We start from the raw sequence: 18,375 nt of genomic DNA, 5'->3' as shown, positions 1-18,375 counted from the left end.
CATCTACGCGCGTAGGGAATCACCGGCTACCCTCATCCGCGTGAACGCATCAGTTATTCCGGACAACATCCAGGGCGACCCGTACGCGGCCGCCGCCGACGCCGCCGCCCGCCTGCGCGAGCTGACCGGTGCCGAGACCCACGACGTCGCGCTCGTGATGGGTTCCGGCTGGGCGCCCGCGGGCGATGCGCTCGGCGCTCCGGAGGCCGAGTTCCCGGTGACCGAGCTGCCCGGTTTCCCGGCGCCCGCCGTGCAGGGGCACGGCGGAACGATCCGCTCGTACAAGATCGGTGAGAAGCGGGTCCTGGTCTTCCTCGGCCGTACGCACTTCTACGAGGGCCGGGGCGTCGCCGCCGTCGCGCACGGGGTCCGTACCGCCGTCGCGGCCGGGTGCGGGACCGTCGTCCTGACGAACGGCTGCGGCGGTCTGCGCGAGGGCATGCGCCCCGGTCAGCCGGTGCTGATCAGCGACCACATCAACCTGACGGCAGCCTCCCCCATCGTCGGCGCCAACTTCGTCGATCTGACCGACCTGTACTCGCCGCGGCTGCGCGCGCTGTGCAAGGAGGTCGACGGGACCCTCGAAGAGGGGGTGTACGTGCAGTTCCCCGGCCCGCACTACGAGACGCCGGCCGAGATCAACATGGTCCGGGTGATGGGCGGCGACCTGGTCGGCATGTCCACCGTGCTGGAGGCCATCGCGGCGCGCGAGGCGGGCGCCGAGGTGCTGGGCATCTCGCTGGTCACCAACCTCGCGGCGGGGCTGAGCGGGGAGCCGCTCAACCACGAAGAGGTGCTCCAGGCGGGCCGGGACTCCGCCACGCGCATGGGCGCGCTGCTGGCCCGGGTCCTCGAACGCATCTGATCCGGCCGCGGCCGGATCCGCGCACGCACCCACCCACGAAGCACCGCAGGAAGGCGGACACCGTGCAGCAGGACCTCATCGCGCAGGCCAAGGCGTGGCTCGCGGAGGACCCCGATCCCGAGACCCGCGACGAGCTCGCCGCGCTCATCGAATCCGGGAGTGCCGACGAGCTCGCCGCACGGTTCGCCGGCACCCTGCAGTTCGGCACCGCCGGGCTCCGCGGTGAGCTGGGTGCCGGGCCGATGCGGATGAACCGCTGTGTCGTCATCCGCGCCGCGGCCGGGCTCGCCGCGTATCTGAAGGCGCAGGGGCAGGGCGGCGGGCTCGTCGTCATCGGCTACGACGCCCGGTACAAGTCCGCCGACTTCGCCCGCGACACCGCGGCCGTGATGACCGGCGCGGGCCTGCGGGCGGCCGTGCTCCCCCGCCCGCTGCCCACTCCCGTGCTGGCGTACGCCATACGGCACCTGGGCGCCGTCGCGGGCGTCGAGGTGACCGCCAGCCACAACCCGCCGCGCGACAACGGCTACAAGGTCTATCTGGGCGACGGCTCGCAGATCGTCCCCCCGGCGGACGGCGAGATCGCCGCCGAGATCGCCGCGGTCGGCCCGCTCGACGGCGTGCCCCGCCCCGACGAGGGCTGGGAGACCCTCGGCGAGGAGGTCCTGGCGGCCTACCTGGCCCGCACGGACGCGGTGCTCGCCGCGGGTTCGCCGCGTACCGCCCGGGTCGTGTACACCGCGATGCACGGGGTCGGTACGTCGGTGCTGACCGCCGCCTTCGACCGGGCCGGGTTCCCCGCGCCGGTGCTCGTCGCCGAGCAGGCCGAGCCCGACCCGGCGTTCCCCACCGTCGCGTTCCCCAATCCGGAGGAGCCCGGCGCGATGGACCTCGCCTTCGCGACCGCCCGCCGCACGGACCCCGACATCGTCATCGCCAACGACCCGGACGCCGACCGCTGCGCCGTCGCCGTCCCGGACCCCGCCGCCGAGGGCGGCTGGCGGATGCTGCGCGGCGACGAGGTCGGGGCGCTGCTCGCCGCCCACCTGGTGGACCGGGGCGTGAGCGGCGTCTTCGCCGAGTCGATCGTGTCGTCCTCGCTGCTCGGCCGGATCGCCCGGAAGGCGGGGCTCGGCCACGAGGAGACGCTGACCGGTTTCAAGTGGATCGCCCGGGTGGACGGGCTGCGCTACGGGTACGAGGAGGCGCTCGGCTACTGCGTCGACCCCGAGGGCGTGCGCGACAAGGACGGCATCACGGCCGCGCTGCTCGTCGCCGAGCTCGCCTCCGTGCTCAAGGAGCAGGGGCGTACGCTGCTCGATCTCCTCGACGACCTGGCGCTCGTCCACGGGCTGCACGCCACCGACCAGCTGTCGGTCCGGGTGAGCGACCTGTCGGTCATCTCCGACGCCATGGCGCGGCTGCGCGAGCAGCCCCCGGCCGCGTTGGCGGGCCTCGCCGTCGTCTCGGCCGAGGACCTGGCGCGGGGCACGGCCGAGCTGCCGCCCACCGACGGGCTCCGCTACCAGCTCCGGGGCGCCCGGGTGATCGTCCGCCCGAGCGGCACCGAGCCGAAGCTCAAGTGCTATCTGGAGGTCGTGGTGCCGGTCGGTTCGGCGGACGAGCTGCCGGCGGCGCGGGCCAGGGGGGCCGAGCTGCTCGACGGGATCAAGCGCGATCTGGCGGCCGCGGCCGGGATCTGAGCGGAGGCCGCCCGGCCCCGGCCGGAAGTCGGGCGGCCCGCCCTCAGCCGGTCGCGAACAGCACCACGAGCAGCACCGCGCCCACCACGGCCGGTGCGATCACCTCGTACGCCCAGCGCACCGAAACCGACGGCTCCCCGGACCCCGCGGCGGCGCCCGCGCCGCCCGTCCTCGCCCGCTCCGCCAGCTCGCGCAGGTCCGCCACGGTCTGGTCGGCCGTCGCCATCCGGGCCTTGGTGTCGCGGACATCGGCGTGCACGGACGTCCGGTCGTACGGGTCGTCCAGCGACCGCCGGGACTGCTGCCGGGCCGCCTTCTTCCGCTGCCGCAGCGACACCGGCACCGCCCAGAGCTGGTACTTGGCGCCGCCCTCGGTGAACAGCTCGCAGGAATACCCGGCCCGCAGATCCGCGACCTCGGTCCACGGCATGCCGATCGTCCGGAACGGGTTACGGATCCGGATGCGCTGCTCGTTGGCGAGCACGACCGGTCGCAGCGTGAAGGCGACGACCAGCGGCACCGCGGTCAGCATCCCCGCCAGCGCCAGCCACGGCACCCGGCCGTTGCCCCGGATCAGGGCGTCCCCGCCGATCCAGCAGATGAGCAGGAGCAGCAGAACGCCCCCGACGATCCCGGCGGGCGAGCGGAAGGTCCGGTCGGCGTAGACCGGCTCGGCGGGTGGTGTGGGGCTCGTCATGGGCCCGATTCTGCCTGACGGGCGCAAGGGGCGCCGGGGCGGCCGCCCCCAGGCCGCGCCCCGCGCGGAGAGGTGGTCCCCCTGTACAGGTCGCTACGCGCGTAGATATGCTCCTCTGGTGACCATGCCCACCACAGCTCCAGCATTCAGCGACGCGACCGCGTCCGACAGTGCGCTGCGCCGCTTCCTGCACGGGCTGCCCGGCGTCGACGCCGTCGGCCTCGAAGCGCGCGCCGCGTCCCTCGGCACCCGTTCGATCAAGACGACGGCCAAGGCGTACGCCATCGACCTGGCCATCTCGATGATCGACCTGACGACGCTGGAAGGCGCGGACACCCCGGGCAAGGTCCGGGCCCTCGCCGCCAAGGCCGTCAACCCCGACCCGACCGACCGCACGACCCCGCGCACCGCGGCGGTCTGCGTCTACCCCGACATGGCGGCGACCGCCGTCGCCGCGCTGGCCGGCTCCGGCGTGAAGGTGGCCTCCGTGGCGACGGCCTTCCCGGCCGGCCGCGCCGCGCTCGACGTGAAGCTCGCGGACGTCCGCGACGCCGTGGCCGCCGGGGCCGACGAGATCGACATGGTGATCGACCGGGGCGCGTTCCTCTCCGGCCGTTACCTGAAGGTGTACGAGGAGATCCTCGCCGTGAAGGCGCAGTGCGCGCGGGCCGACGGCCCCGACGCCCGCCTCAAGGTGATCTTCGAGACCGGCGAGCTGTCCACGTACGACAACATCCGCCGCGCCTCCTGGCTCGGCATGCTGGCGGGCGCCGACTTCATCAAGACCTCGACCGGCAAGGTCGGGACGAACGCCACGCCCGCCAACACCCTGCTGATGCTGGAGGCCGTGCGCGACTTCCGCGCGCAGACCGGCGTGCAGATCGGCGTGAAGCCGGCCGGCGGCATCCGCACGTCCAAGGACGCGGTCAAGTTCCTGGTGCTGGTGAACGAGACGGCGGGCGAGGACTGGCTGGACAACCACTGGTTCCGCTTCGGCGCCTCCAGCCTGCTGAACGACCTGCTGATGCAGCGCCAGAAGCTCAGCACCGGCCGTTACTCCGGCCCCGATTACGTGACGGTGGACTGATCCCCATGGCATCTGCATTCGAGTACGCCCCCGCCCCCGAGTCGCGCTCGGTCGTCGACATCGCGCCCTCGTACGGGCTGTTCATCGACGGCGAGTTCGCCGAGGCGGCCGACGGCAAGGTCTTCAAGACGGTCTCGCCGTCCACCGAAGAGGTCCTCTCCGAGGTGGCGCAGGCCGGCGAGGCCGACGTCGACCGGGCCGTGAAGGCGGCCCGCAAGGCCTTCGAGAAGTGGTCCGCGCTGCCCGGCTCCGAGCGCGCCAAGTACCTCTTCCGGATCGCCCGGATCATCCAGGAGCGCAGCCGCGAGCTGGCCGTCCTGGAGACCCTGGACAACGGCAAGCCGATCAAGGAGACGAGGGACGCCGATCTCCCCCTCGTCGCCGCGCACTTCTTCTACTACGCGGGCTGGGCCGACAAGCTGGACCACGCGGGCTACGGCGCGAACCCGCGTCCCCTCGGCGTCGCGGGCCAGGTCATCCCCTGGAACTTCCCCCTCCTGATGCTGGCCTGGAAGATCGCCCCGGCGCTCGCCACCGGCAACACGGTGGTCCTCAAGCCCGCCGAGACGACCCCGCTCTCCGCGCTGTTCTTCGCGGACATCTGCCGCCAGGCGGGCCTGCCCAGGGGTGTCGTGAACATCCTTCCCGGGTACGGGGACGCGGGCGCCGCCCTCGTCGCGCACGAGGACGTGAACAAGGTCGCCTTCACCGGCTCGACCGCGGTCGGCAAGGCCATCGCCCGCCAGGTCGCCGGCACGGACAAGAAGGTCACCCTCGAACTGGGCGGCAAGGGTGCCAACATCGTCTTCGACGACGCCCCGATCGACCAGGCCGTCGAGGGCATCGTCACCGGCATCTTCTTCAACCAGGGCCAGGTCTGCTGCGCGGGCTCCCGGCTCCTGGTCCAGGAGTCGATCCAGGACGAGGTGCTGGACGCGCTGAAGCGCCGGCTGTCCACGCTCCGGCTCGGCGACCCGCTGGACAAGAACACCGACATCGGTGCGATCAACTCCGCGGAGCAGCTGGCCCGGATCACCGCGCTCACCGAGACGGGCGAGGCGGAGGGCGCCGAGCGCTGGAGCGCCCCCTGCGAACTCCCCTCCGCCGGCTACTGGTTCGCCCCGACGCTGTTCACCAACGTCACCCAGGCGCACACCATCGCCCGCGACGAGATCTTCGGCCCGGTGCTGTCGGTGCTGACCTTCCGTACGCCCGACGAGGCCGTCGCCAAGGCCAACAACAGCCAGTACGGCCTCTCGGCCGGCATCTGGACGGAGAAGGGCTCCCGCATCCTCGCGGTGGCGAACAAGCTCCGGGCGGGCGTCGTCTGGGCCAACACGTTCAACAAGTTCGACCCGACCTCGCCCTTCGGCGGCTACAAGGAGTCGGGCTTCGGCCGCGAAGGCGGCCGTCACGGCCTGGAGGCGTACCTCGATGTCCGATAACCGTCTGAGCGTCTTCAAGACCTACAAGCTGTACGTCGGGGGCAAGTTCCCCCGCTCCGAGAGCGGCCGGGTGTACGAGGTGACGGACTCGAAGGGCAAGTGGCTGGCGAACGCCCCCCGGTCCTCCCGCAAGGACGCGCGCGACGCGGTCGTGGCCGCCCGCAAGGCGTTCGGCGGCTGGTCGGGAGCGACCGCGTACAACCGCGGCCAGATCCTCTACCGCGTCGCGGAGATGCTGGAGGGCCGCAAGGACCAGTTCGTGCGGGAAGTGGCGGACGCGGAGGGCCTGTCGAAGTCCAAGGCGGCGGCCGTCGTCGACGCGGCGATCGACCGCTGGGTCTGGTACGCGGGCTGGACCGACAAGATCGGCCAGGTCGTGGGCGGGGCGAACCCGGTCGCGGGCCCGTTCTTCAACCTGTCCACGCCCGAGCCGACCGGCGTGGTCACGGTCCTGGCCCCCCAGGAGTCCTCGTTCCTGGGCCTGGTCTCGGTGATCGCCCCCGTGATCGCGACCGGCAACACCGCCGTCGTCATCGCCTCCGCCGCCTCCCCTCTCCCGGCGCTGTCCCTGGGCGAGGTGCTGGCCACCTCCGACCTGCCGGGCGGCGTGGTGAACATCCTGTCCGGCCGGACGGCGGAGATCGCGACGCCGCTCGCCTCCCACCAGGACGTCAACGCCATCGACCTCACGGGCGCCGACACCGCCCTCGCGAAGGAGCTGGAGATCGCGGCGGCCGACAACCTGAAGCGCGTCCTGCGTCCACAGCCTGTGGACGGAGACGGTGGCGGCGGCACGGACTGGACGACCGATCCGGGCACCCACCGCCTGACGGCCTTCCTGGAGACCAAGACGGTCTGGCACCCGACGGGCGCCCTGGGCGTCTCGGGCTCCTCGTACTGACCGGCTCCCCGCACGGCAACGGCCTGTCCCTCCGGAACCCACCCCGGAGGAACAGGCCGTTCCCGGCTGCTCAGCCGCCGTGCAGCGCCTGCGCCACCGGCCCGACCAACGGCAGGTCCTTCAGCGCGCCACCGCTGGTCAGCGGGTCGGTGACGGCGGCCGTGGAGAGCGGCTTGAAGTCGGCCACCTGCGTCCCCACCGCGTTGTCCAGCGGGTCCGTGCCCGTGCCGGCCAGCGGGTCGAGCCGCAGATGCGTCACCGGGGCGATGCCGTTGCTGAGCGAGTGGCCGAGCGCCCCGGTCACCGCGCCGCTCGCGGCGTCCCCGGCCGCACCGAGGCCGGTGTCGGCGCCCACGACCGGCACGTGGGGCAGCGGCGCCGCCTGGGCCGCCGCACCCCCCGCACCGAGCGCGGCACCCACCGCGGTGACGGTCAGACCTGCCCTCAGCAGGGCGCGGCGACGGGACTTGGAAAGTGCATGACGTGCCATGGAATTCCCACCTGATCGAGACGATCGAGTAACCATCTGGATGCGTAGAGTAGTTGAGATGTGATGCTCGATACCAACAAGGGCACCGGGGGATCCCCTGCGCGGGTCAATGCCTCACACTCGTATCCTGTGAATTCCCAACCGATCCCGACCCGCGTCGTGCTGCTCGCGGGCCCTTCCGGCTCCGGCAAGTCCTCCCTCGCCGCCCGCACCGATCTGCCGGTGCTGCGCCTGGACGACTTCTACAAGGAGGGCGACGACCCCACGCTGCCGCTCGTTCCCGGCAGTACGGACATCGACTGGGACTCCGCACAGTCCTGGGACGCCGACGCGGCGGTCACCGCGATCACGGAGCTGTGCCGCACCGGCCGCACCCACGTCCCGGTCTACGACATCGCCACCAGCTCCCGGGTCGACCGGGAAGCCCTCCACATCGAGCGCACACCGCTGTTCGTGGCCGAGGGAATCTTCGCGGCGGACATAGTCGAACGGTGCCAGGAACTCGGCGTACTGGCCGACGCCCTGTGCCTGCGCGGCCGCCCGACGACGACGTTCCGCCGCCGCCTGATGCGGGACCTGCGCGAGGGCCGCAAGTCCGTGCCGTTCCTGCTGCGGCGCGGCTGGCGGCTGATGCGCGCGGAACGCCGGATCGTGGCCCGCCAGACCGCCCTGGGCGCCCATCCCTGCGGCAAGGAAGAGGCCCTGGGCCGCCTGGCCGCGGCAGCGGCGGGCCGGTGCCGCCGCGCGACGGCCACACGCGGGACGGCATAGCGGCACCCCGTTCCGCGCACGCGAACGGGGCCGGACAGGACCCCCCGGCCCATCCGACCCCGCAGCACTTCCCCCGTATTCCGCCGCCTCCCCCGAAGCAGCGGCCCCGTTCTCCCCCGTGTCCCCCTCGCCTTCAGGCCACCAGCTCGCCGAAGGACTCCTCCTCGTCACGGCCGAAGCTGAGGACCTCGTCCTCGCGCAGCCGGCGGAGCGACCGCCAGATGCTGGACTTCACCGTGCCGACACTGATGTCGAGGATGGCCGCGATCTCCGGGTCGGTGCGGCCCTCGTAGTAACGCAGGACCAGCATCGTGCGCTGGAGTTCCGGCAGCCGCGCCAGCGCCTGCCAGAGCACGGCGCGCAGTTCCGTGCCGCGCATCGCGTCCGTGTCGCCCGCCGTCTCCGGCAGTTCCTCGGTCGGGTACTCGTTGAGCTTGCGCCTGCGCCAGGCGCTGATGTGCAGGTTGGTCATGGTGCGGCGCAGATAGCCGCCGACCGCTGCCTTGTCGCTGATCCGGTCCCATGCCCGGTACGTCGAGAAGAGGGCGCTCTGCAGCAGGTCCTCGGCCTCGAACCGGTCGCCGGTCAGGTGGTAGGCGGTTGCGTACAGGGAGGCGCGGCGCTCCCGGACGTAGGCCGTGAACGCCGCTTCGGCGTCCTCGCCCTGCGCCGGGGCCTTCCGCTCCCCCGTGACCTCCCCGTACGCGCTGCCCCCGTTGTTTCCCCCGTTGCCCCCCACAGGCGCGTCAACCACTGTCATGTACGACAGGTGCTGACGCCCGGCGCCACGAACGCACCCCCGCCCGTTCCCGGCGCCGGACTTCTCGATACTCCGGCCGACGTCGTGGAGACGCGTGACAACTGCGCTTGCGGTGGTGCTGTGAGTTGCGTTCATCTCGCGCCCCCCATCGGTGGAGTCCGTCCGTTCCTTGTGCCACAGAGCTTGCCGGGGCAGTTTCATGGCCCTGTCCGCCGACTGTCACAGGCCTGTCACAGGGCCCGCCGATCGCGCGTCCGGGGCGCGTGGGATGTATGAGTCGACCCCAACTGTCGAACTGGGGCGCCACCATGGGTCAGAATGACCAGCGTGCCTTTCCTGTTGCTGATCGAGGACGACGACGCCATCCGCACGGCCCTCGAACTCTCGCTGTCGCGCCAGGGCCACCGTGTGGCCACTGCGGCGACGGGAGAGGACGGCCTGAAACTGCTGCGTGAGCAGCGGCCGGACCTGGTCGTGCTGGATGTGATGCTGCCCGGGATCGACGGCTTCGAGGTGTGCCGGCGGATCCGGCGCACCGACCAGCTGCCGATCATTCTGCTGACCGCGCGCAGCGACGACATCGACGTCGTGGTCGGTCTTGAGTCCGGTGCCGACGACTACGTGGTGAAACCCGTGCAGGGCCGGGTGCTCGACGCCCGGATCCGCGCGGTGCTGCGCCGCGGCGAGCGCGAGTCCACCGACTCCGCGTCGTTCGGGAGCGTGGTGATCGACCGTTCCGCGATGACCGTGACCAAGAACGGCGAGGATCTGCAGCTCACGCCGACCGAGCTGCGGCTCCTGCTGGAGCTGAGCCGCCGGCCGGGCCAGGCCCTGTCGCGGCAGCAGCTGCTGCGGCTGGTCTGGGAGCACGACTACCTCGGTGACTCCCGGCTGGTGGACGCCTGTGTGCAGCGGCTGCGGGCCAAGGTGGAGGACGTGCCGTCCTCACCGACCCTGATCCGTACCGTCCGGGGTGTGGGCTACCGGCTGGACTCGCCTCAGTGAGCGACACCGTCAAGCGGAGCCTGCTCACCGGTCTTCGCTGGACCAGTCTGCGGCTGCGGCTCGTCGTGGTGTTCGCCCTGGTGGCGCTGACCGCCGCGGTGTCCGCGTCGGGGATCGCGTACTGGCTGAACCGCGAGGCCGTGCTGACCCGCACCCAGGACTCCGCGCTCGGGGACTTCCGCCAGGAGATGCAGAGCCGGGCGGCCTCGCTGCCGCTCCATCCCACCAGGGACGATCTGCAGAACGCCGCGGTGCAGATGGCGAGCAGTTCGCCCGGCTACAGCGTGCTGCTGGTCGACGAGCGCGACACCGGCAAGCCGATCGTCGGCAACTCCGACCTGGACACCTTCACGCTCGACAACGTCCCGCTGTCGCTGCAGAAGGCGGTCAACAAGAAGCAGCCGGTGGAGGCGGGCAACAAGTACGAGTACCACCTGTTCTGGCAGCGGACCAGCATCCGCGGCACGCCGTACCTGGTGGGCGGTACGAAGATCATCGGTGGTGGCCCGACCGGCTACATGCTGAAGTCGCTCGACCAGGAGCGGCAGGACCTCAACTCGCTGGCCTGGTCCCTGGGCATCGCCACCGGGCTCGCGCTGATCGGTTCGGCGCTGCTCGCGCAGGCCGCGGCGACGACCGTGCTGCGGCCCGTGCAGCGGCTCGGTGACGCCGCCCGCAAGCTCGGCGAGGGCAAGCTCGACACCCGGCTCGTGGTGTCCGGCACGGACGAACTGGCCGATCTCTCCCGTACGTTCAACCGGACCGCGAGCTCGCTGGAGAAGCGGGTCGCGGACATGAGCGCGCGGGACGAGGCCAGCCGGCGGTTCGTCGCCGACATGTCGCACGAGCTGCGCACCCCGCTCACCGCGCTGACCGCCGTCACCGAGGTGCTGGAGGACGAGGCGGACAGCCTCGACCCGATGATCGCGCCCGCGGTACGCCTGGTGGTGAGCGAGACCCGGCGCCTGAACGACCTGGTGGAGAACCTGATGGAGGTCACCCGCTTCGACGCGGGTACGGCCCGGCTCGTCCTCGACACCGTGGACGTCGCCGACCAGGTCACCGCCTGCATCGACGCCCGCGCCTGGCTGGACGCGGTGGATCTGGACGCCGAGCGCGGCATGATGGTCCGCCTCGACCCGCGCCGGCTCGATGTGATCCTGGCGAATCTGATCGGCAACGCGCTCAAGCACGGCGGTTCGCCGGTGCGGGTCGCGGTGCGGACCGAGGGCGACCAGCTCGTCATCGAGGTCCGGGACCACGGCCCCGGCATCCCCGAGGACGTGCTGCCGCATGTCTTCGACCGGTTCTACAAGGCCAGCGCCTCGCGCCCGCGTTCCGAGGGCAGCGGTCTCGGGCTTTCGATCGCCATGGAGAACGCGCACATCCACGGCGGTGACATCACGGCGGCGAACTCGCCGGACGGCGACGGCGCGGTGTTCGTGCTGCGATTGCCGCGCGATGCCGAGCCGCTCACCCGTTCCGACGGTGGGCACGACGCCGGGGACCGGGACGAGGAGGGCGACGCGACGTGATGAGCAGGGCGAGAAGCAGCAGCGGAAGCCGCCGGGCGCGCCGCACGGCCGTGGCACTGGCCGGGGCCGTGGCCGGGGCCCTGCTGGCCGCGGGCTGCGGGATCAGGTCCACCACGGTGCCGGTGGACGCCGGGGCCGCGCCGTCGCAGGTGCCGTGCACGATGTCCGCGGAGGACGTCACGACGCAGGCCCTCAAGGGCATCCCCGTACAGGTCTATCTGGTCTGCTCCTCGCAGCTGGTCACGGTGGACCGTACGGTGCAGGTCGACGAGAGCGCTTCGGACCGGGTCCGGATCGCGCAGGCGCTCCTGGACGAGCTGCTGCTGAAGCCGCCCGCCGCCGAACGGCGGGCCGGGTACTCCACGACCGTCCCGGCGGCCCTGCGGGTCGGCGGGGCCCGCAGCGGCGACCGGGCGGGCACGCTGCGGCTCAGCGAGCAGCCGGAGGACCTGCGGTCCGAGGCGCTGGCGCAGATCGTGTGCACGTACGCGGAGAGCGACTCGCTCGCCCCGGAGGGCACGGTGGTGCTGGGCGGGCCCGGGAACTATCCGCCGCGCGGGTACCTCTGCACCTCGGAGATGAAGGCGCGTCCCAAGGCGGTACCGACGTTCGGGGCGGGTACGGGGGCCTGAGCGCCCGCCGGTCTGCTCCGGGCGCGCCGGGCGGGCCGGATTCCGGGGCGGCGGAACCGATCCTGCCGTTCGTGGCGTCTTGGGGAGCGTGCGTCAAGGTTCGGACGGTACAGCCGTCATCCGCTTCCGCGCGGCCGGGGTCACTCTCCTCATCGCGCATCTGCTGCTCGTCGGGTGGCTGACTCTGCGTCCGCTCGATGTGCCGTGGATGGGCGCCTCGAATCTCCGACCCTTCGCCGGTATCAGAGCCGACCTGTCCCTCGGCCCGGTCGAGGCCGCCCGCCGGATCGGTGAGGGGCTGCTGCTGCTCGCCCCGCTGGGTGTGCTGCTGCCGATGGCCGGGGGCCGGCTCACCGTCTCCCCGTGGGCCTCGCTGGCCCGCACCGTCGCGGCGGGTGCGCTGATCTCCACGACCATCGAACTGGCCCAGACCGGAGTGCCCGGTCAGGTCGTCGACGTCGACTCGCTGCTGCTCAACACCATCGGCGTGGCCCTCGCCCATCTGCTCGTCGTACCCATGTGCCGGGCGCGGCTGCGCCGCCGGAAGCGGGAGCGGGTCGGGGTGGCACCCCGCCCGAGGGACGAGGCGGGCCAGGGTTCGACCCCGACGATTCCCAGGGTCGGGATCGCCCCGTAGAGCGACGCTTTGCCCCTGTTCGCCGGGCCACCATGGAGACATCGGGAGCACGACGGAGCTGCTCCCCAGCAACGGTTCGCGAAGGAGCCCACCATGGCCGCACTTGCCCGCCCCCGCGACGGACGCATGATCGGTGGAGTGTGCGCAGCGCTGGCACGGCGCTTCGGCACCTCCGCGGGGACCATGCGCGTGATCTTCCTGGTCTCCTGCCTGCTGCCGGGGCCGCAGTTCCTGCTCTACCTGGCGCTGTGGCTGCTGTTCCCGTCCGAGAAGACGTCGTCGGCCGCCGCCTGGTGACCTCGTACGCATACGCCTGTGGGGCGGACACCCGGTTCGGGTGTCCGCCCCACAGGCGTAGGTACGGGGATCAGCCGCCGAGCGGGAGACCGTTGGCCGACAGGCCGCCGGTCTGGAGGCCGCCCGCGGGCATGCCGCCGAGCAGGCCCTTGGCCGGGGTGGTGACCTCGCCGACGAGCTTCTGCTGGTCGGTGCCGAGCAGCTTGGTGGCCGTCTCCTGCACCGGCAGGCTCTGGGTCGCCGTTCCCAGCGCCGCGCTCGCGACCGGCAGAGCGGTGCCCGCGGCGTCGGTCGGCAGCACGGCGGCGGAGGCGGTGCCCGCAGCGGCGGCGGCGAAGGCGGCGCCGAGAGCGGCGACGCCGAGAGTCCTGACAGCAGACTGCTTCATGTGAAATTCATCCTTGGGGATAGGAATGTGGGGGGCTTCGAAAAGTAGCCAGCCCACCACCCTTCCCGCAAACATGCCGACACACCGGGAAAGGCCGGGAATTCGGCGTCCCGGCCCTTCTCGGCAAGGGCGTCGATCAGCCCGCAGAAGCGGAAGAAACGCTGGTCGCGGCGGTCTGCTCGAAGAGCCATTCGGACTTCAGCTCGGCGTATCCGGGCTTGATCACATCGTTGATCATCGCCAGACGCTCATCAAAAGGAATGAATGCCGACTTCATCGCATTGACGGTGAACCACTGCATGTCGTCGAGCGTGTATCCGAAGGTCTCGATCAGCTTCTCGAATTCGTGGCTCATGCTCGTACCGCTCATCAGCCGGTTGTCCGTGTTCACGGTGGCCCGGAAATGCAGCTTGCGCAGCAGCCCGATGGGGTGCTCGGCGTACGAGGCGGCGGCGCCGGTCTGGAGGTTGGAGGTCGGGCACAGCTCCAGCGGGATGCGCTTGTCCCGTACGTAGGAGGCGAGTCGGCCGAGCTTCACACCGCCGTCGTCGGCGACCTCGATGTCGTCGATGATGCGGACCCCGTGCCCGAGCCGGTCCGCACCGCACCACTGGAGCGCCTGCCAGATCGACGGCAGGCCGAAGGCCTCGCCCGCGTGGATGGTGAAGTGGTTGTTCTCGCGCTTGAGGTACTCGAACGCGTCGAGGTGCCGGGTGGGCGGGAAGCCCGCCTCCGCGCCCGCGATGTCGAAGCCGGCGACGCCCTGGTCGCGGTAGCGGTTGGCGAGTTCGGCGATCTCCAGGGAGCGCGCGGCGTGCCGCATCGCGGTGAGGAGGGCGCCCACACGGATGCGGTGCCCGTCCCGGCGGGCGCGCCGCTCGCCCTCGCGGAAGCCCTCGTTGACCGCCTCGACGACCTCTTCGAGGGTCAGCCCGGCCTCCAGGTGCTGCTCGGGGGCGTACCGCACCTCGGCGTAGACGACACCGTCCGCGGCCAGGTCCTCGGCGCATTCGGCGGCCACCCGGACCAGCGCGTCGCGGGTCTGCATGACGGCGCAGGTGTGGGCGAACGTCTCCAGGTAGCGCTCCAGCGAACCGGAGTCGGCCGCCTCGCGGAACCAGATGCCGAGCTTGTCGGGCTCGGTCTCGGGGAGTCCCTCGTATCCGCTCGCGAGGGCGAGGTCGACGATCGTCCCCGGGCGCAGGCCGCCGTCGAGATGGTCGTGCAGAAGCACCTTGGGTGCACGCCGGATCTGATCCTGGCCGGGCACATGAAGGGTCGGGCTCATCATTTGCGCACTCTAGCGCCTACGCGCGTAGATTGTCGCTTGCCGATGCGTAACAGTGACCGCGAATACGGGTGGAGTACACCTGTCCTTCTGACACTGTTCTGTCATGGCACAGCGCGCACTCCCCCTGCCCGACGCAAGGCTGGGACGGGCCGTCAGGACGGCCGGAGCTCCAACCGCGGTCAGCGGCGTTGTTCTGCTGCTCCCGGACGGCGAGGCCGATTCGCACCGCCGCCCTTCCCCTCTCTCCTACGCACTCCAGCTGCCGCTGGCCCGCGCCCTGGCCCGTGCCGGTCAGGACGACGGCCTCGCCGCACATGTCGTGCGCTACCGCTGCCGGGGCTGGAACGCCACGGACGCGCAGCTCGCGGCGGACGCCGAGTGGGCGGTGGAGGAGGTCGTACGGCGCTACGGCGACGTCCCCGTCTGCCTGGCCGGCCACGGCATGGGCGGCCGGGCCGCACTCCGGGCGGGCGGCCACGCGGCGGTCGACTCCGTGCTGGCGATGGCCCCGTGGCTGCCCGAGGGCGGGGCGGAGGGAGCGGACGGGGCGGAGCCGGTGAAGCACCTGCTCGGCCGCCAGGTGCTGCTCGTCCACGGCACCAACGACGCCCGGACCGACCCCGAGCTGTCCTTCCGTCTGGCCGAGCGGGCCAAGAAGGCCAACCGTGACACCTGCCGCTTCGAGGTCCACTCGGACGGCCACGGGCTGCGCCAGCACCGGGCCGAAGTGACGGCCCTGGCCGCGGACTTCGTGTGCGGTTCGCTGTTCGGCCGGGCCTACGCGCGGCCGGTCGCCGACGCGCTGGCGGCACCGCCGCCGCTGGGGCTGCGGATGCCGCTGGCGGCGGGATTCGGCAAGTCGCTGCGGAGCTGAGGGAGTTGAGGGAGTTGAGGGAGTTGACGGGGCGACAGGCGGGCGCGTGAGGTGTCTGCGGGGCGCGGGGCTCCCGCCCCGGCTCCCCGCCGCGGTCCGCGGGACCGGGGCGGGGAGCCGCGGCGAAAGAAGTCAGGCCTTCTTCCACTGGACGTCGTAGGCCCGCAGCGCGTACTGGCCGCAGTCGCCGCCGAACTTCCACTTGCCCTTGCCGACCCAGGCGCCGTAAATCGTCCTGTTGGAGCACTCCGTCACCGTGCGGGCCTTGCCGCGCGTCACGGCGCAGGAGGCGGTCCAGGCGGAGCTGCCGGTCTTCCAGTTCTTGCACGTGTAGCCGTAGTCGTTGGCGCTCGCCGCGCCCGGCAGGGCGACGATCAGGCCACCGGCGAGGACTGCGGTGGCGGCGGCGGACGTCAGGCCGCGCATGACGCGCTTCATGTGCTCTCCCTCGTTTGGACTCAGGTACCGGACGGCTTGAGGTGCGCAGGTCAGGCGCTCCGTACCGGCTGAAATCGATCATGGCACGACTCCTGGTCGGTCGGAGTCAGGCCGAGTCGGTCCGGGTCAGTCCGGGGCAGGCCGGGTCAGTCCGGCAGCAGGTGTCCCCGTCTCGACAGCAGGAAGCGTTTGAAGGCGGCGACCGGTGGGGTGTCCGGGTGGCCGTCCAGCCAGGCGACGCCGATCTCGCGGGCCGCCCTGGGGGCCGTGACGGTCAGCTCGACGACGCCGGGGCGGGCCACCGCGGGGGGCGGCAGCAGGGCCACGCCGAGCCCGGCCGCGACCAGGCCGCGCAGGGTCTCCGCCTCCTCGCCCTCGAAGGCGATCCGGGGCGTGAAGCCCGCCTCGGCGCACAGGTCGTCGGTGATCCGCCGCAGGCCGTAACCCGGTTCGAGGGTCACGAACTTCTCGTCGGCAGCCTCCGCGAGGCGGATGCGCCGGCGAGTGGCGAGGCGGTGGTCCTCGGGGACGACGAGGCGCAGGCGCTGTTCGTCCAGGCGGCGGGCGACGAGGTCGGGGGCGTCCGGGACGGGGGAGGTGAGGCAGAGGTCGAGGCCGCCCGCGCGCAGGCGCTCGATCATGGCCTCGCCGTAGTTCTGCACGAGCTGGAATCGGACCCGGGGGTGGTCGGCGCGGAAGGCGCGCAGGAGGGCGGGGACGGTCTCCGAGCCCATGGTGTGGAGGAAGCCGAAGGCGACCTTGCCGGTGGCCGGGTCGGCGTCGGCCCGTACCGAGTCGGCGGCCTTCTCGACCTCGGCGAGGGCCCGCTCGGCGGAGCCGAGGAAGGTGCGGCCCGCCGGGGTGAGCGAGACGGTGCGGCCCTTGCGGGCGAACAGGGCGACTCCCAGGTCCTGTTCGAGCCTGACCATCGCCCGCGACAGCGTCGACTGCGGGACGCCGAGCTCCTGCGCGGCGCGCGTGACGTGCTCGTGGCGGGCCACCGCCTCGAAGTGGGCCAGTCGCGGCGCGAGCACGGCGCGAATGTCTTCTTCGTAACTACTCGGTGACAGCCGGGGCTGTGAGCTGTGTTCATGCACCATGGGATTGATTATCGCCAGTTCGTGCATTGGACGCATGAAACCGGAGAGCCTACTTTCGAAGCATGCCTCCTGCCAGTACCGGGGCGTCCACCCTCACCGTGGCCGCCTCGCCCCAGCCGTCCCCCGTCGCCACCACCGACTCCGCCGCGCCGGACCGTCTCGAACCCGGCCGCCCCGGCTACCGCCGGATGAGCTTCGCGCTCTTCGCCGCAGGTGTCGCGACCTTCGCACTCCTCTATTCCACGCAGGCGCTGCTGCCCGCCGTCTCCGCCTCCTTCGGCGCCACGGCCGGACAGGCCAGCTGGACGGTCTCCGCGGCGACCGGCGCACTGGCACTGTGCGTACTGCCGATGAGCGCGCTCTCCGAGCGGTTCGGACGGCGGCAGATGATGACCGCCTCGTTGACGGTCGCCGTACTGGTCGGGCTGCTCGTCCCCTTCGCCCCCTCGCTGGGCTGGCTGATCGCGCTGCGCGCCGTCCAGGGCGCGGCACTGGCCGGGCTGCCCGCCTCCGCGATGGCGTACCTGGCCGAGGAGGTACGGCCGAAGGCGCTGGTCGCCGCGATCGGACTGTTCGTGGCCGGCAACAGCATCGGCGGCATGAGCGGCCGCATCCTCACCGGCTGGATCGCCCAGCTGTGGGGCTGGCGCGCGGCGCTCGGCGCGGTCGGCCTGCTGGCCGTGGTCTGCGCCGTGGTCTTCCACTTCATGATCCCCCGGGCCCGGAACTTCACCCCCGGGACACTGAACCCGAAGGCCCTCGCGAAGACCGTCGGCGGGCACCTCGCCGATCCGCTGCTGCGCCGGCTGTACGCGATCGGCGCGCTGTTCATGACGGTGTTCGGCGCGGTCTACACCGTGATCGGCTACCGCCTGGTGGAGGCGCCGTTCAACCTCCCGCAGGGCGTCGTCGGCTCGATCTTCCTGGTCTACCTCGTCGGTACGGTCTCCTCCGCCGCGGCCGGCAAGCTGGTCGCCCGGCTCGGCCGCCGGGGCGCGCTGTACCTGGCCGTCTCCACCACGGCCGCCGGTCTGCTGCTCTCGCTCGCCGACCAGCTGTACGCCGTGCTCCTCGGCCTGGTCCTGATCACGGCGGGCTTCTTCGCCGGGCACGCGGTCGCCTCCTCGTCCGTGAGCCGGACCGCGACGAAGGGCCGCGCCCAGGCGTCGGCGCTCTACCAGTCCGCGTACTACCTGGGCTCCAGCGCGGGCGGCACGCTCGGCGCGGTCGCCTTCCACGCCGGGGGCTGGGCCGGGACCGTCTCGCTGGGACTGCTCGCGGTCCTCGGCGTCGTCTCGATCACCCTGTACGGGTCGCGGGCCGCCCGCGCCGAGCGGCACCGGACGGTGCCGGTGGCCTCCGTGCGGCACCGGGGCATGGCCTCTGTACAGAACTGAGACATACCACGCACAACCATCCGCTCCCCGACGCGCGTCTAGAAGACGGAACCACCTCACGG

General features: G+C 71.9%; 20 protein-coding genes. 13 read left to right on the top strand and 7 right to left on the bottom strand.

All coding sequences use genetic code 11. From position 1 onward, the window contains the following. Positions 1–40 precede the first annotated feature (40 nt). Together ACFYY1_RS07990 and ACFYY1_RS07985 are read left to right on the top strand one after the other, a co-directional pair. Positions 41–865 (top strand): purine-nucleoside phosphorylase, encoded by an 825-nt coding sequence (locus ACFYY1_RS07990; RefSeq protein ID WP_388582302.1) that lies wholly within the window; start codon positions 41–43, stop codon positions 863–865. 62 nt (positions 866–927) lie between these two features. Further along, positions 928–2,568, top strand: coding sequence for a phospho-sugar mutase (locus ACFYY1_RS07985; protein ID WP_388582300.1), 1,641 nt, complete (start codon positions 928–930; stop codon positions 2,566–2,568). A gap of 43 nt (positions 2,569–2,611) precedes the next feature. Here the strand turns inward: ACFYY1_RS07985 and ACFYY1_RS07980 are convergent, their stop codons facing one another. Next, positions 2,612–3,265, bottom strand: coding sequence for a PH domain-containing protein (locus ACFYY1_RS07980; RefSeq protein ID WP_388582297.1), 654 nt, complete (start codon positions 3,263–3,265; stop codon positions 2,612–2,614). Between the two features lie 124 nt (positions 3,266–3,389). On the opposite strand from ACFYY1_RS07980, the gene deoC reads away from it, so the two are divergent. Genes deoC through ACFYY1_RS07965 form a run of 3 tightly spaced genes read left to right on the top strand, consistent with a single transcriptional unit; the run spans position 3,390 to position 6,698 of the window. Then, on the top strand, positions 3,390–4,352 hold the full coding sequence (gene deoC, locus ACFYY1_RS07975; RefSeq protein ID WP_388583448.1) for a deoxyribose-phosphate aldolase: 963 nt from the start codon (positions 3,390–3,392) through the stop codon (positions 4,350–4,352). 5 nt (positions 4,353–4,357) lie between these two features. Then, complete coding sequence (locus tag ACFYY1_RS07970; RefSeq protein ID WP_388582295.1) at positions 4,358–5,797, top strand: aldehyde dehydrogenase family protein; 1,440 nt, start codon at positions 4,358–4,360, stop codon at positions 5,795–5,797. Then, positions 5,787–6,698, top strand: coding sequence for an aldehyde dehydrogenase family protein (locus tag ACFYY1_RS07965; RefSeq protein ID WP_388582293.1), 912 nt, complete (start codon positions 5,787–5,789; stop codon positions 6,696–6,698). The genes ACFYY1_RS07970 and ACFYY1_RS07965 overlap by 11 nt, the downstream gene beginning before the upstream one ends. A 70-nt stretch (positions 6,699–6,768) precedes the next feature. On the opposite strand, the gene ACFYY1_RS07960 is transcribed toward ACFYY1_RS07965, so the two are convergent. After that, a complete protein-coding gene (locus ACFYY1_RS07960) occupies positions 6,769–7,188 on the bottom strand; it encodes a hypothetical protein (protein WP_388582290.1) in 420 nt (139 codons plus the stop codon). A gap of 63 nt (positions 7,189–7,251) precedes the next feature. Between ACFYY1_RS07960 and ACFYY1_RS07955 the strand changes: the two genes are divergently transcribed. Then, the gene (locus ACFYY1_RS07955; RefSeq protein ID WP_388582286.1) at positions 7,252–7,959 is read left to right on the top strand and encodes a uridine kinase; all 708 of its coding nucleotides are present in this window, start codon (positions 7,252–7,254) and stop codon (positions 7,957–7,959) included. A 133-nt stretch (positions 7,960–8,092) separates the two neighbouring features. On the opposite strand, the gene ACFYY1_RS07950 is transcribed toward ACFYY1_RS07955, so the two are convergent. Next, positions 8,093–8,854 carry a SigE family RNA polymerase sigma factor gene (locus ACFYY1_RS07950; RefSeq protein WP_266730167.1) on the bottom strand — a complete coding sequence of 254 codons (762 nt, stop codon included), beginning with the start codon at positions 8,852–8,854 and terminating at the stop codon, positions 8,093–8,095. 192 nt (positions 8,855–9,046) lie between these two features. On the opposite strand from ACFYY1_RS07950, the gene afsQ1 reads away from it, so the two are divergent. The 5 genes from afsQ1 to ACFYY1_RS07925 all read left to right on the top strand — a co-directional run bounded on the left by afsQ1 (position 9,047) and on the right by ACFYY1_RS07925 (position 12,825). Further along, positions 9,047–9,724, top strand: coding sequence for a two-component system response regulator AfsQ1 (gene afsQ1, locus ACFYY1_RS07945; protein WP_388583446.1), 678 nt, complete (start codon positions 9,047–9,049; stop codon positions 9,722–9,724). Further along, a complete protein-coding gene (locus ACFYY1_RS07940; RefSeq protein ID WP_388582282.1) occupies positions 9,721–11,259 on the top strand; it encodes an ATP-binding protein in 1,539 nt (512 codons plus the stop codon). Before afsQ1 ends, ACFYY1_RS07940 begins: the two co-directional genes overlap by 4 nt. After that, entirely contained in the window at positions 11,259–11,891 is a 633-nt protein-coding gene (locus tag ACFYY1_RS07935; RefSeq protein WP_388582279.1) for a GerMN domain-containing protein, read from the top strand. The genes ACFYY1_RS07940 and ACFYY1_RS07935 overlap by 1 nt, the downstream gene beginning before the upstream one ends. A gap of 88 nt (positions 11,892–11,979) precedes the next feature. After that, positions 11,980–12,528 carry a VanZ family protein gene (locus tag ACFYY1_RS07930; RefSeq protein WP_388582276.1) on the top strand — a complete coding sequence of 183 codons (549 nt, stop codon included), beginning with the start codon at positions 11,980–11,982 and terminating at the stop codon, positions 12,526–12,528. Between the two features lie 93 nt (positions 12,529–12,621). Next, complete coding sequence (locus tag ACFYY1_RS07925; protein ID WP_259928209.1) at positions 12,622–12,825, top strand: PspC domain-containing protein; 204 nt, start codon at positions 12,622–12,624, stop codon at positions 12,823–12,825. 70 nt (positions 12,826–12,895) lie between these two features. On the opposite strand, the gene ACFYY1_RS07920 is transcribed toward ACFYY1_RS07925, so the two are convergent. Then, a complete protein-coding gene (locus ACFYY1_RS07920) occupies positions 12,896–13,213 on the bottom strand; it encodes a hypothetical protein (protein ID WP_376625720.1) in 318 nt (105 codons plus the stop codon). Between the two features lie 136 nt (positions 13,214–13,349). Beyond that, the gene (locus tag ACFYY1_RS07915) at positions 13,350–14,504 is read right to left on the bottom strand and encodes an adenosine deaminase (RefSeq protein ID WP_388582272.1); all 1,155 of its coding nucleotides are present in this window, start codon (positions 14,502–14,504) and stop codon (positions 13,350–13,352) included. 103 nt (positions 14,505–14,607) lie between these two features. Between ACFYY1_RS07915 and ACFYY1_RS07910 the strand changes: the two genes are divergently transcribed. After that, complete coding sequence (locus ACFYY1_RS07910) at positions 14,608–15,378, top strand: alpha/beta hydrolase (RefSeq protein ID WP_388582269.1); 771 nt, start codon at positions 14,608–14,610, stop codon at positions 15,376–15,378. A gap of 132 nt (positions 15,379–15,510) precedes the next feature. Here ACFYY1_RS07910 and ACFYY1_RS07905 read toward each other — a convergent pair whose 3' ends face one another. Next, on the bottom strand, positions 15,511–15,816 hold the full coding sequence (locus ACFYY1_RS07905; protein ID WP_388582266.1) for a hypothetical protein: 306 nt from the start codon (positions 15,814–15,816) through the stop codon (positions 15,511–15,513). Positions 15,817–15,962: 146 nt separating this feature from the next. Continuing rightward, entirely contained in the window at positions 15,963–16,916 is a 954-nt protein-coding gene (locus tag ACFYY1_RS07900) for a LysR family transcriptional regulator (RefSeq protein ID WP_388583444.1), read from the bottom strand. A gap of 62 nt (positions 16,917–16,978) precedes the next feature. On the opposite strand from ACFYY1_RS07900, the gene ACFYY1_RS07895 reads away from it, so the two are divergent. After that, on the top strand, positions 16,979–18,313 hold the full coding sequence (locus tag ACFYY1_RS07895) for an MFS transporter (protein WP_388582263.1): 1,335 nt from the start codon (positions 16,979–16,981) through the stop codon (positions 18,311–18,313). The last annotated feature ends 62 nt before the right edge of the window (positions 18,314–18,375 follow it).

It is taken from the genome of Streptomyces sp. NPDC001890, assembly GCF_042891445.1.
Lineage (GTDB): Bacteria > Actinomycetota > Actinomycetes > Streptomycetales > Streptomycetaceae > Streptomyces.
The sequence above is the reverse complement of the archived record's forward strand: the minus strand, read 5'-3'. Positions and strand labels throughout refer to the sequence as shown.

What these genes read in the sequence shown, in the direction of transcription:
- ACFYY1_RS07920 (WP_376625720.1), bottom strand. Translation starts at nt 13,213, where the DNA reads ATGAAGCAGTCTGCTGTCAGGACTCTCGGCGTCGCCGCTCTCGGCGCC.
- ACFYY1_RS07950 (WP_266730167.1), bottom strand. Translation starts at nt 8,854, where the DNA reads ATGAACGCAACTCACAGCACCACCGCAAGCGCAGTTGTCACGCGTCTC.
- ACFYY1_RS07895 (WP_388582263.1), top strand. Translation starts at nt 16,979, where the DNA reads ATGCCTCCTGCCAGTACCGGGGCGTCCACCCTCACCGTGGCCGCCTCG.
- ACFYY1_RS07935 (WP_388582279.1), top strand. Translation starts at nt 11,259, where the DNA reads ATGAGCAGGGCGAGAAGCAGCAGCGGAAGCCGCCGGGCGCGCCGCACG.
- ACFYY1_RS07925 (WP_259928209.1), top strand. Translation starts at nt 12,622, where the DNA reads ATGGCCGCACTTGCCCGCCCCCGCGACGGACGCATGATCGGTGGAGTG.
- ACFYY1_RS07955 (WP_388582286.1), top strand. Translation starts at nt 7,252, where the DNA reads ATGCTCGATACCAACAAGGGCACCGGGGGATCCCCTGCGCGGGTCAAT.
- ACFYY1_RS07960 (WP_388582290.1), bottom strand. Translation starts at nt 7,188, where the DNA reads ATGGCACGTCATGCACTTTCCAAGTCCCGTCGCCGCGCCCTGCTGAGG.
- ACFYY1_RS07915 (WP_388582272.1), bottom strand. Translation starts at nt 14,504, where the DNA reads ATGATGAGCCCGACCCTTCATGTGCCCGGCCAGGATCAGATCCGGCGT.
- ACFYY1_RS07965 (WP_388582293.1), top strand. Translation starts at nt 5,787, where the DNA reads ATGTCCGATAACCGTCTGAGCGTCTTCAAGACCTACAAGCTGTACGTC.
- ACFYY1_RS07905 (WP_388582266.1), bottom strand. Translation starts at nt 15,816, where the DNA reads ATGAAGCGCGTCATGCGCGGCCTGACGTCCGCCGCCGCCACCGCAGTC.
- deoC (WP_388583448.1), top strand. Translation starts at nt 3,390, where the DNA reads ATGCCCACCACAGCTCCAGCATTCAGCGACGCGACCGCGTCCGACAGT.
- ACFYY1_RS07900 (WP_388583444.1), bottom strand. Translation starts at nt 16,916, where the DNA reads ATGGTGCATGAACACAGCTCACAGCCCCGGCTGTCACCGAGTAGTTAC.
- ACFYY1_RS07910 (WP_388582269.1), top strand. Translation starts at nt 14,608, where the DNA reads ATGGCACAGCGCGCACTCCCCCTGCCCGACGCAAGGCTGGGACGGGCC.
- ACFYY1_RS07970 (WP_388582295.1), top strand. Translation starts at nt 4,358, where the DNA reads ATGGCATCTGCATTCGAGTACGCCCCCGCCCCCGAGTCGCGCTCGGTC.
- ACFYY1_RS07980 (WP_388582297.1), bottom strand. Translation starts at nt 3,265, where the DNA reads ATGACGAGCCCCACACCACCCGCCGAGCCGGTCTACGCCGACCGGACC.